The following is a 12,911-nucleotide window of genomic DNA, read 5'->3' as shown; positions in this document are numbered from 1 at the left end:
ACATCCTTTCTGTATTTGTATAAATGATTAACGTAGTGTAAGCGTATCATGTTTGCGGTTACAATAAGAGGTTTTATTTTACTTAATTTCGGTCGTTTTTTTACTGCTTTTATATTCGCGTGGTGTTTTACCAATCACTTGTTTGAACACCTTTCTAAAAGACTTCTCATTTGAAAACCCTGTTTCCATAGAAATTTGTTCAAAAGTCTTATCGGTGGTTTCCATCAATTCGATGGCTTTTTCCAAACTTAATATTTGTTTGAACTCAACAAAAGATTGTCCGACATGCTGATGAAACATTCTAGATAAATAAGCTGGTGAATACCCACATAGTGACGCTACTTCTTTTAAGCTAATATTATCCCGATAATGTTCTTTAACGATATGGATGATTTCTTTAATCTTTTTTTGTTGATTTGAATAAAATTCTTTTTCGTTTTTCAATTGGCAAGCAAGCTGGGTGACTAAGATATATTCTAAATCTAAAACAAGACTCTGCTCTTTTAAAAAAGAGAATTCCCCATAAGAACAGTGAAGTTCATACAGTGAAGTCATTATATTTGTGATCTGTTTTTTTATACGCTCTGGTATATCCTCATTGACAGTATCAAGCTTTATATATAATTTTTCTTGTATAAATAATGTTTCGGGTAAATGAATGACAATCACTTCATTTTTTGACGTACTTTGACTCAAATGAGGCATTCCACTATTGATAAAAAGGAGGTCACCTTTCGACATAATACTGTTCTTACCTTCGTGCCAAATTTTTAATTGACCCTTAACACAATATATTAATTCTATTTCATTATGAAAATGCATCGGTATGATTCGGTCAATGTCTGTAGCTTTAAACTTAAAAAGATTCATTTGTGTATTTCTATCAATACTTATATTTTCATATATTTTCTTCATAAAATACTCCTTATCTACTTTAATCACTGATAATCGACCGTAAAATGGGATTTTTTTGTATGGGTTTTCATAAATTGAATAAAAGTATCCTACTTCTTTTAGCGGTATACTACCATTAATGTTGGGCAGTGTAAACATCGTTACGTATTGTATCTACATAAAAGTCGAATGAAAAGCATACGAATGTCAGTTTAAGAAAATCCCTTCTTATAAAAGATTGATTTATTTACAAAGATCATTTAAAATGTCTTTGAAAGCGCTTTCTATATAATGATTACAACAGAAGGTCGTATACGGCATCTAATAAGGTATATGATGGTGAAATCTATTTTTTTTAATCACTTACTAACGCGCGTTAGTTTGAGTGCTAGTAAGTGGTGATGAAAGAGAAGGAATTAATCGCAGTATTTTACATTATCTCACTTCACAATCGCTATCAGCTACTTTTAGGAGGGTGATACGTCGTTACATTTACAACACTATTCATAAAAAAATGGAGGTTATTTAGTATGAAGTTTAGGAAGGCATTGATTGTTTTAATCGCAGTAATTCTAGTTAGTTCCAACTTTAGTTATTTAGGTATAGGTAGTGTTTTCGCAGAAGGTAGTTCAAATGTTGACAGAAGCTCAGATCCAGAATCAGATGGTTGGAAGTTAACGTGGTCAGACGAATTTGATGGTGACGAAATAAATATGGATAATTGGAGCTTTGATGAACCAACAAATGGGAGATGGAATGATGAAATACAATCATATACAGAGGATAATGCATGGGTTGAAGATGGTTCTTTAATTATTGAGGCTAGAGAAGAAGATATTACAGAGGAAGATGGTCAAGTATATCATTACTCTTCTTCTAAGCTATGGACCCAAGATAAGCAAACATTGACTTATGGTAGAGTGGATGTAAGAGCCAAATTACCAGAGGGACAAGGCATGTGGCCAGCAATTTGGATGATGCCAAATGATGAGCCATTCTATGGAACGTGGCCAGTAAGTGGAGAAATTGATATTATGGAGTTGTTAGGTCATGAACCTGATACGGTTCATGGGGCTGTCCACTTCGGTGCACCACATCGCTCAATAGAAGGGACATATAGATTGGAAGATGGTACGACCTTTGCTGAAGATTATCATGTGTTTAGTATAGAATGGGAACCTGGAGAAATAAGGTGGTATGTCAATGATGTTCATTATCACACGGCAAATGATTGGTTCACTAAACATCCTGATCATGCAGATGACTACACTTACCCTGCTCCTTTCGATCAACCATTTATGTTAATTTTAAATATTTCTGTTGGTGGTGGATGGCCTGGAAATCCTGATGAAACAACTGTATTTCCACAACAAATGGCTGTTGATTATGTAAGGTTCTACGAGAAAGATGAATATCCAGTCCATGAAAAGCCTGAAAGTGCGGAAGCAGGTGAAGGAAGAGCACCTTTAGAAGATGGGAACTACGTATATAATGGGAACTTTGGCAGTAATGATCCTGAAATCGATGGAATAGAGGGTGTGCCGCATACAGATTATTGGACATTTCTACAAGCTGATGGCGGTGATGCTACCCTTGAAGTTAATGACGGTGTGTTAGATGTTCAAATCGAATCAGGTGGAACGGTCGAACACGGTATTCAGGTGCTTCAATCCCCAATACATCTCGTAGAAGGTGCAATGTATAGAGCTTCTTTTCGTGCAAAAGCGGAGAATGAAAGGCCGTTAAAAGTAAAAATAGGGGGAGATGGCGATGCTGGTTGGGCTGATTATGCCGGAAAAGAGCCCTTTACTCTTTCTACTTCTTGGGAAGATTATCAATTTGAGTTTAAGATGGAAGACTTAACGGATGTAAAAGCAAGATATGAATTTAATATGGGATTAGACGATAGCAATGTTTCACTTACAGATGTTAAATTAGAGAAAATTGCTGAACCAGACCCTGCTGATACGATAAGAGGTCCCCTTCCAACTGGAAATTACATTTATAATGGTACGTTTGATCAAGGGGAAGGGAGAATGGGATTCTGGGAATTCCATACCGATGCAACGGCGGATGCCACTTATTATATTGGAAGTGCAATAAATGAACGTAGATTCGACGCATTAATTACCAATGGTGGCGCTAATGTAAATGCTGTCCAGTTAACACAAAGTGATTTTAGGTTAGAGAATGGCAGAATATACGAATTAACTTTTGAGGCAAGTTCAGAAGCTGAGAGAGATATTCAAGTCGCTTTTACAAACTCACATGCTGACGTTGTTTATGAAGAAACAATTGGCTTAACAACAGATACAGAAAAGTATACTGTACAATTTACTATGGAAGCTGAACATGATAATAATGCTATGCTTCAATTTAACATGGGTGGAAATAACAATGATGTTTACATTGACAATGTATTTTTAGAGAGACTTCAATTAGATATAGAATCAGAGAATCTTCTAGAAAACGGTACCTTCGATTCTTTATCAGGTTGGAGAAGAGAAGCCTATAGTCCAGGAGAAGCAACTTTCTCTGAAGAGGATGGACAAGCTAAAGTTTCTATTACTAATAGTGGTGAATCGGATTGGAATATTCAATTATTCCAACACGGGATTGAAATGGAACAAGGTGCTACTTATGAGGTTTCTTTTGATGCAAGATCAACAGTGGACCGACCATTACGTGTTCAAATTCAACGCAACGGTGAAGAAGATGATGTATGGACTGAATACTTTGATGAAACCGCATCGCTAACCGATCAATTGCAAACGTTTAATTATTCTTTTGAAATGACAGAACCATCTGACCCTATAGCTAAGTTTGGTTTTGCTTTAGGAAAAGATGCGGATGGGCTAACTCCTGATGAAGAACATGATATATTTATTGACAATGTTATTGTCAGAAAGGTCGAGGTTGGGGATCCGGACTTAGATGATCCGGGTAATGAAGATCCAGATCCAGACGATCCAGACAATGAAGATCCAGATACGCCGGCAGAGAGACCAATGGGTGAGTCGTTCTTTGAAGAATTTCATTTCCATGATGAAGAAAGATGGTCAATGGCAGGCGTTTGGACAAACGGGGATATGTTTAATACAACGTGGTATCCTGAACAAGTAACGTTCGATGATGATAAAATGCAATTAACGCTTGATCATGACGAGAACGCTTCGGAAACGGGTATACCATATAAGTCTGGTGAACTCCGTACAAATGATTTCTATCACTATGGTTTTTACGAAGTAAGTATGAGGCCTGTAGCGTCAGAGGGAACTGTCTCATCTTTCTTTACGTACACAGGTGAATGGGATTGGGACAATGATCCTTGGGATGAAATTGATATCGAATTTTTAGGTAAGGATACAACAAGAATACAATTCAACTATTTCACTGATGGTGTCGGCGGTAATGAGTATTATCATGATTTAGGCTTTGATGCATCTCAATCATTTAACACATATGGATTTGATTGGCGAGAAGACTCTATTACATGGTATGTAAACGGTGAAGCTGTTTACACAGCAACAGAAAACATTCCACAAACACCACAAAAAATCATGATGAATCTATGGCCTGGAATTGGTGTTGATGACTGGACAGGAGCATTCGATGATGACGATATTCCGTTAGTTGCAGAATACGATTGGGTGAGGTATACACCACTTTCAGAATTAGACGATCCAGAAATAGTCATACCAGAAACAGATCCAGACGAAGATCAAAGTCCAATAACAGATCCAGATGAAAGCGAAGATCAAGACCATTTAGAAGATGAAGATCGTGAAGAGGATGATAGAGATGGAGAAAAACTTCCAAGTACAGCAACAAACATCCATACCATGCTGTTAATTGGATTCCTAACTTTACTTGTTGGGGCGGTTTGCTTCGCGGTGGTATCTTATCGAAAGCGTTTCGAATAAAAGCAAAGTTGTACAAAGCAAAAGCACTCCGACCTTTAAGTAATAGGTGGATTGTGGTATAAAAGCGGTTGTCGAAAAGGCTACGATGCCCAAGAGACAGCCGCTTTCTATGAGAGGAAAGATAATAAAAATTCAAACATATAACGTTCTGCGTTTTCTGATATAATAGTATAAATATCATTTAATAGGTGGAGACTTTATGCGTAGTGAGGATTTAGCTAAACTTTTAGGGTTATCCAGAAGTACGATATCAAGAGTTATAAATAATTATCCAGATATACCCCAAACAACAAGAGATAAGGTTTGGAAAGCAATTGAAGAATATAATTATGCGCCCAATGCCTCAGCGCGAAAGTTAGCTGGAGTGAAAAATAAAATGATTGCCCTCATTTTATTAGATGTAAAAGATAATGAGGAAGGTCATCATATAAAAGTATCAGAGCATACATTAATACATGATAATCCTTTTTTTTCTCCGATTGTTAACGCAGTGATCGACCAGGCGAATAAAATGGATCATTACGTCCTTGTCTCAATTTCATATACAAAAGATGATTTAAGAAAGGTTCAAAGTATTTTTCAACAAAAGCTAATTGATGGAGCTATTTTTGTAGGAACACAAGAAGCGGAAAATGAACTTATCTTTAGTCTCATTGAACAAAACCATTTGATTGCTATGATTGATACGAGTGAAGTGAATAACGCTAATCATAATGCGATATATATTAATGCAGATAACTATGAGGGCAGTGTAAAGGCGGTGTCCTATTTACTAGAACTTGGTCATCGTTCTATTGGTATTATTACGGGAAATTTAAATAAATTGTCTGCGCAAGAAAGATTAGCAGGTTATGAAACAACGCTAATGCAACATGGGATAGAGATGACAGACAAGATGATTTATCAAGGTGATTTTACAGAGAATAGTGGTTACGATGGGATAAAGTATTTTTTTAGAACGGCTAACCCGCCAACAGCTATTTTTGTAAGTAATGATACGATGGTAGTTGGTGCATATAGAGCCATAACTGAGTTAGGGTTACGTATTCCTGAAGATGTATCAATTATTGGATTTGATAATTCTTTTTTTTCACCTTATCTAAATCCACCGTTAACAACCATTGACATCTCGTTTTCTGAAATGGCTAAAAGAGCAACAACACTTCTTATTGAATCAATAGAACAAGAGCAACAACGTGGGATTGTAGAAAAGGAAAATGCAACGCTGATCAAAAGAGAGTCCTGTAAAAAATGGAAGGGATCATAAAACGAGCCTTCAATCAATGGCGTTCTAGGGACGGTAAGCTGTGATAGATATATAAATAAGTCAGAACCGGCAAGTAAGCTCCATTTCTCTGACTTATGGCATACATAGGCTATCCCTGAATACAGACACCCAAACATGTGTTAACTCACGTTTGGGTGTTATTTAAATAAGTGGTTTGCTATTTATATTTTAATATTTTTTCACAAATGCATTCAGTTGAGTTGTAATGGACTTTAACTCCTGTGTTTTTGTAGTTAAGTCATCTACTTGTTTTTGCTGGTTTTCTATTGTTAAGGTGACTTCTTCTACATTAAATACTGCACTTTCAGAAGTTGCTGCTGTTTCATGAATCGCCGTTTGTATCATGGCGTTTTTAGTAGCCATTTCGTTGATAGATTCAGAATTAGCCTTCACCTTTTCCGTCATCTCATGAATATTACTGTATATTTCACTAAAGTATTCTCCGGAATCATTTATTGATGCAACACTTTCCTTTGCTTCTGATTTTCCTTTTTCCAACGTCTCTGTCACACGCTTCGTTTCATCGTTTATACTAGAGACAATATGGGCAATTTGTGTAACGGATTCCTCTACCTGGTCAGATAGTTTTCGTATTTCTGAAGCTACAACGGCAAAACCTTTTCCATATTCACCTGCCCTAGCCGCTTCAATGGAAGCATTCAAGGCTAATAAATTGGTTTGTTCGGCAATTTCTTTAATGACTTGTATGAATCGAGTAATCTGATCTGTCCTCTCGTGAAGTAAAAGAATTTTTTCATTTGATTCTGTCACTGTTTGACTTAATAGACGAATCGTTTTCTTCGAGCTATTCATTTTTTCATTGCCTTTATATGTTATTTCCTGAATGAAGGAAGCAGAATCATTCATTGTCTGGCTGCTTTTGTTGATTTCACCTAAATAGCCAGTAAAGTCTTTAACGGAATCAGAAACACCGGTTAGCGTGCTAGATTGCTCCTCCATTCCAGCCATTAAGTGTTGCATATTAACAAACACACTATTACTGCCTTCTCTTATTCTTTCAGTGAACTTAGATAGAAACTCAGTTTTCTCCCCAACGGTTTCAGAAACGGTCGAAATTTGGCTCATGGTCTCTAATAGCCTATTTTTCATGTCATTTAATGTGTTGGAGATGGTGCCTAACTCATCTTTTCCAACATCCTCGATATTAGTGATATGTAAATTTCCAGATGTTAATTGCTTACTAAATTCAATTATTTTTGATAGTCTTTTTTTGATACCTAAATGAATGATTAATAACATGATTATGGCAAGGACCAGAGACAATATAAAGGACAGAACTAATGTATTAGAAGAAGATTGCAAACTATCGTTGGTAGCACTTACTGCCTGTTGACGTTCGTTATTCACATTAAGAAGTAACTGGTCTAAGGCGAAATTAGTCCGATTTCTTAGACTCTCTGCTGATGCTATCACCCTTCGAAAATACCTAAATTGATTATCAACATTTTCTTGTTGACCTAAAAGGGGCTGTTCAAGGTCGTGAAACATATGGTTTAGTTCCTCACTATGGGTTCTTATGATATCTAATAGGTTGTTCATTTCCTCAGTATTAAAATGAGGTTCAACCGTATCCAACATTTCATCGAAAGCGCTTTCGTTTTCGGCGAAAGAAAGTGCTAGTTCTTCAGTAGGTTCCGCTAATGATTGCATGACAATGCTATATTTCTCCTCAAAAAGATAATTCATTTGTGACAGCATAATAGAGCGATCAACACTTTGTTCCTGATTTTTTAAGTCATTTTGCACATTTCTTAACGTCAGAAATACAAACATCGATGATAAGAAGAATAATAAAATAATAAAACTAAATACGGATGCGTACTTCCATGTTAATTGGATATTATTTAAACTTCCTCTCCTCCTCTTCTGTCTAGCCCTTTTGTTACTAAGTTTTTTTGTTCGTTTAAAGATATTTTTCATATTCCCCACCCTATCTTTTGTTCAGCTGATGATTAGCTGTCAATTAGTGAAAGTTTGTCGCTTCACAATCATGTTCACATAATATATATCGGAAACTAAAGCGCTTTCTTTATGGTTTTAGAGAAATTATAGATACTTTTGCTACATTTAGAAAAAACAAAGTTATTTTTTCCATAGTTGTGCTTACTTATTAGCTAAGTATATGTCTGTTTGGTATCAGTTTTCTGTTGTTATTTTCGAAACGCAAATGGAAAAATCCATTGTGGAAAAGGATTTAATACATACAATGGAAAAAAGTGAACAAAGCGTTAAGTGGTGGAGATAAAAATGACTATGCATCTTTTTGTTTGTTACCTATCTTGAACAGCATTGAAAACGCGTTATAAGTTTATAGGCAGGGATAACTTACAGTCTTACCCCTGCGCTATACGAGCTAAACATGAAGGGATGGTTACTACGGTCATTCATTCCTGTTTCAATTTTTTGCTGAAGGACTATTTGCTGACATTGACACTGTCATCACTGTATGTGAAGATCCGCTTTCTTCCATATCAATAAACACCTTCTCTAATCCATTAAAGATATTAACAACTTCACCGTCTAGCCGAGTGGCATAATGGGTCCCGCTAACCTCAACGCCATGTTGTTTCATCGCTTCAATTTGCGTATAGATTTGCTCCATGTAATCACCACCGCCTAATGGATATAAAGCGAATTTAGTCGCTGCTTCTTGTTTGATGACGTCAACGTTTTTCTTGTTCAGCACGTTGTCATCTTCTGCCATATAGACATCACCAGCCGTATCGCCAGTACAGCCGACTGAATAGGTAGCTTCAAATGCGACGTGAGCTCCTGTTTTTGCGGCATGGAGAAAAATCGCCTTAGTCACATCGAAAACATGTGGAATTCTTCCTCTCACTAAGGTGGTCACCTCATCGGTCTGCATCCAAACCTTCGAGGTATCGACATTTTTCAGTGCACCCATAATAATCTCAATAAAGTCATCACGCATGGGATGGATTGAAAAGCTACACCCTGCGATTCGGTTACTTCCACAAATAAACTTGTTCATAACGGTTGCCTCCTTAAATGCAAAAAAACTGCACGCCCATGGGCATGCAGTCGAATTTATCCTTTTAGTTATAGACCTGTTCGACTGCACTTCCCCACGCTAGTATGATCTAGATCAGGTCCAAAGGGTTAGAACATAATTGTTCCTCTCAGCCATCTTGTACGGCACCCCTAGTGCAATTTTCGCTATTCATTTTATGGTGATTATGGTAAATGAATTTCCCTGACTTGTAAAGGTTTATGCATAACATCATTTGTTAACGGTGATGATCTCTGGTTATCGTCGTATTTGCTAATTAGCGTATAATTAGTTGTGGTAGGGTTTCCGCTTCATAGGAAAAAATCCAGCTTAATAAAATGTAAGTGCTTTCTTATACTATAAATAGAAAGGAGCAAATGGAAAATGGAGCTACTAACGAAAAGAGAAGTAGAAATTCTTCATTTGTTACGTAACAGTAAGGAGCTGCAAACGGGAAAAAGCCTAGCCCTGTTGTTAGGTGTTACGCCGCGGACAATTAGGAATGATGTTAAGAAGTTAAATGCAACGATCTCCAAATATGGCGCAGAAATCATAGCTTATAAAGGAAAGGGTTATGAGTTGGAGATACGGGAGGGTGATATTTTCCACCAATTATATAGTCGTCACTTATCACTAATTAAAAACCACAAGATTATGACAGGCGTCAGATCTGAAAATGAGATAGAGGAACAGATTATAAAGAAAATACTGATGAATTGTTTAACAGATACCAGTATCTATCAGGAGGAATTGGCAGAAGAACTGTTTATTAGTCTTTCGGCTTTGAAGAGCTACTTAACTTCAATTAAAGCAAAAATAGCCGCATATGATTTAGTGCTCATCACCGATCGATTAACGGGCATTAAAGTAACGGGTAGTGAAGACAAAATTAGGTTCTGTATTTCCCAATACCTTTTCAATCATCAAAGTATTGGGGTCTATAATGATATTTTTCCTGACAATGAAATAAAACGCCTCAAGGATCTGACGCTATGCATTCTCCTGCGTCACCAATTGCAATTAACGGATGTAGCCTTAGAAAACTTAATTATTCACATTGAAATTACAATAAGAAGAGCTATGAAGAATAGATTGTCTGACTATCATGTGCATGTCACCGAGAATTTGATGAAGACAAAAGAGTATAAAGTTGCTCGCGAAATGGTTGATCATATAAAGGAAGTCTTGGCGATTGATATTGAAAGTGAGATTTTCTATCTGACGCAGCACCTGCTTGCTAGTAGCAGGCTCCACATGAAGGATATTGTGAAGGAGGAATACAGTAAAATAGCAGACATACTCAATGAGGTTTTTGGTGAAATAGAAAGAAAGACGTCACTTCATTTGTATAATGACTCAAAACTGATCGATGGCTTGATCGTTCACCTTAGTGTGGCACTAAAGCGAATTGAATACCAAATGAACAGCCGGAATGATGTTTTAAGCAGTATTAAGAACAACTATCCATTGGCTTTTCAGCTTGCAGCTATTGCAAGTAACAAAATTAGCGAGCTAACGGGGCTAAATGTTGATGAAAATGAAATAGGGTTTTTAGCGATTCATTTTGGCGTTGCTTTAGAGCAAAAAGGGTTAAACAAGCAGGATGTAAAAAAGATCATTATCGTGTGTGGATCAGGAGTAGCCACGGCCTCTCTGATTAGAGAGAAGCTGTTAAGTCACTATGGGGATCAGGTGAGTGTGGTAGAAACGATAAGTCTCAATGAATTTCAAGCGAACCTGATTAATCAGGTAGATATGATTGTAACGACGGTGCCTATCGCAATTGAATCCGATAAAATTCTCACGATTAGCCCTGTGTTGAGCTCTCATGATCTAAGAGCACTCAAGCAAAGTATTTTTCGGGATAAGCATGATTCAAAAGTCATTCATTTTCATTCTATTTTCAAAAAGGACTTATTTATAAAAGATGTACAGCTGTCTTCAAAAACTGATGTATTACATTATTTAACAGATTTAATGACTGCAAAAGGTTACATTGATTCGTATACAAAGCAATCGATCTATGAGCGAGAAGTGATGGCTTCAACAGAGCTTGGCAACCTACTTGCTATTCCCCATCCGCTTGATAACAGTATGACAGCGTCTAGCATTGCGGTGTGTGTATTAGCAAAGCCAATCAGATGGGATCGAGAAAAAGTTCAGGTTGTTATTGTTTTAAGTGTACCTAAACATCAGCAGAAAACTTGGGAGACGTTATTTAGACAGTTGTATCTCTTTTTAATAGAAGAGTTGGGGATTACAAAATTAATATCGACGTATTCCTATGATGATTTCATAAGAAACCTAAGTAAGTATAAGGAGAAGAGTTTATGAAAGAAATCTATTTTACCGAAGAAAATGTTGCATTTAATGTGGAAGCGAGAGATTGGGAGGACGCCATATACAAAGGTGTGGCATTGCTGAAGAAGAATGGATGTGTCAATGAGCATTATGCAACAGCGGTAGTTAACAATGTAAATGAGTTTGGTCCATATATTGTGTTATCACCAGGCATAGCCATTCCTCATACGCGACCAGAGAATGGGGCGCTAAAAGTAGGGATGAGCCTCATCACGTTGAAGACGCCTGTGTTTTTTAAAGATACGCAAGAACCCGTTAAAGTAATGATCAGTTTCTCTGCGACTGATAGTGAGAAGCACCTCAATATTATTAAAGTCATCGTTAAGATTGTTGAGAAAGGACTTATCGATCAAATTTCACAAATAAATTCACTAGCTGATCTAAATTATTTAATAAGGGAGGAACAGCCATGAAAAAGGTTGCTTTAATTACCAGTGGAGGGGATGGAGCAGGTGTAAATGCCGCCATTAATATCATCGCTGAGCATCCGGATATTAACCTGTATGGCTTTAATGGTGGCTACCAAGGCATTCTGACAGGTGAGCCGATTTTACTTACCAAAGCGGTTATTCAGCATCAGGCACTTGGGGGCGTGCACTATGTACAAACGGGCAGAAGTGATCTCCCCTACACAACAGAAGGAAGAAATAAACTCAAGAATAAGCTTCAGTCAGCCGGCTTTTCATGTTTAATTGTATGCGGTGGCAATGGTTCGCAAAAAGCAGCTGAGCTTTTGTATGAAGAAGGGATGGACACTTTGTTTATTCCGATGACAGTCGATAACGATGTCATAGGCAGCGAGCATAGCATTGGCTATGACACCGCGCTTAACAAATTGCTTGATCTATTATATGGGTTTCATGATACCGCGGCTAACATGCCAGGTAGAATTTTTTTAGTTGAGGTACTGGGAGGATCATCAGGTAATCTGGCACTAGAAAGCACCATTGCTGGGGCGGCAGATTTAGCTATTATCCCGGAATATTCAACAAAATTGAGTGACATTACCCGTGTCGTGAAGCAAAAGCTTGTCAATCAAAAATCCTTAATTATTGTTTGCTCTGAATCTGCCTATGAGAAAAAGGACTATAAAGCGGGACAACAGGGTGTGTCTTTTGATATTGCAAATGCAATAGAAGAGGCAACTGGTATTCGGGTAAGAAAAACAATCGCCGGCTTTTATATCCGAGCTGGTCGGCCATCTTTCAGAGATGCTTCTTTAGCTGTCAAGATGGGGGCAAAGGCCGTGCAATGTATGATGGAGGAACAATTTGGTCAAATGATCGGCGTGACAAATGATCAAGTTATAGCGAAAGCCTATCAGGATTTAAAAGCCTCACTAAACACCCTTCACCCACAGACGGTTGAAGTAGCTGAATATAATCATAAGGTGATCATGGAAGGGAGGTGAGAA

8 protein-coding genes and 1 riboswitch are annotated in these 12,911 nt (G+C 37.2%); of the genes, 5 read left to right on the top strand and 3 right to left on the bottom strand.

Annotated elements, in window-relative coordinates:
* Positions 1–78 precede the first annotated feature (78 nt).
* A complete protein-coding gene (locus B494_RS0105610) occupies positions 79–915 on the bottom strand; it encodes an AraC family transcriptional regulator (protein ID WP_017471396.1) in 837 nt (278 codons plus the stop codon).
* A gap of 509 nt (positions 916–1,424) precedes the next feature.
* Between B494_RS0105610 and bglS the strand changes: the two genes are divergently transcribed.
* On the top strand, positions 1,425–4,817 hold the full coding sequence (gene bglS, locus B494_RS0105605) for a beta-glucanase (RefSeq protein ID WP_017471395.1): 3,393 nt from the start codon (positions 1,425–1,427) through the stop codon (positions 4,815–4,817).
* Positions 4,818–5,016: 199 nt separating this feature from the next.
* Positions 5,017–6,084 carry a LacI family DNA-binding transcriptional regulator gene (locus tag B494_RS0105600; RefSeq protein WP_017471394.1) on the top strand — a complete coding sequence of 356 codons (1,068 nt, stop codon included), beginning with the start codon at positions 5,017–5,019 and terminating at the stop codon, positions 6,082–6,084.
* Positions 6,085–6,273: 189 nt separating this feature from the next.
* Here B494_RS0105600 and B494_RS0105595 read toward each other — a convergent pair whose 3' ends face one another.
* Together B494_RS0105595 and B494_RS0105590 are read right to left on the bottom strand one after the other, a co-directional pair.
* Entirely contained in the window at positions 6,274–8,046 is a 1,773-nt protein-coding gene (locus B494_RS0105595) for a methyl-accepting chemotaxis protein (protein WP_017471393.1), read from the bottom strand.
* Positions 8,047–8,521: 475 nt separating this feature from the next.
* Positions 8,522–9,118: a YkoF family thiamine/hydroxymethylpyrimidine-binding protein gene (locus B494_RS0105590; protein ID WP_017471392.1), complete on the bottom strand. Its 597-nt coding sequence runs from the start codon at positions 9,116–9,118 to the stop codon at positions 8,522–8,524.
* A gap of 74 nt (positions 9,119–9,192) precedes the next feature.
* A riboswitch (TPP riboswitch) is annotated at positions 9,193–9,300 on the bottom strand.
* Positions 9,301–9,520: 220 nt separating this feature from the next.
* On the opposite strand from B494_RS0105590, the gene B494_RS0105585 reads away from it, so the two are divergent.
* The 3 genes from B494_RS0105585 to B494_RS0105575 are packed head-to-tail and all read left to right on the top strand — an operon-like array spanning position 9,521 to position 12,908.
* Positions 9,521–11,470 carry a BglG family transcription antiterminator gene (locus B494_RS0105585; protein WP_017471391.1) on the top strand — a complete coding sequence of 650 codons (1,950 nt, stop codon included), beginning with the start codon at positions 9,521–9,523 and terminating at the stop codon, positions 11,468–11,470.
* Complete coding sequence (locus B494_RS0105580; protein ID WP_017471390.1) at positions 11,467–11,910, top strand: PTS sugar transporter subunit IIA; 444 nt, start codon at positions 11,467–11,469, stop codon at positions 11,908–11,910. The genes B494_RS0105585 and B494_RS0105580 overlap by 4 nt, the downstream gene beginning before the upstream one ends.
* Positions 11,907–12,908, top strand: coding sequence for a 6-phosphofructokinase (locus tag B494_RS0105575; protein WP_017471389.1), 1,002 nt, complete (start codon positions 11,907–11,909; stop codon positions 12,906–12,908). Before B494_RS0105580 ends, B494_RS0105575 begins: the two co-directional genes overlap by 4 nt.
* Positions 12,909–12,911: the final 3 nt, after the last annotated feature.

Source organism: Amphibacillus jilinensis Y1 (assembly GCF_000306965.1).
Taxonomy (GTDB): Bacteria; Bacillota; Bacilli; order Bacillales; family Amphibacillaceae; genus Amphibacillus_C; species Amphibacillus_C jilinensis.
The sequence above is the reverse complement of the archived record's forward strand: the minus strand, read 5'-3'. Positions and strand labels throughout refer to the sequence as shown.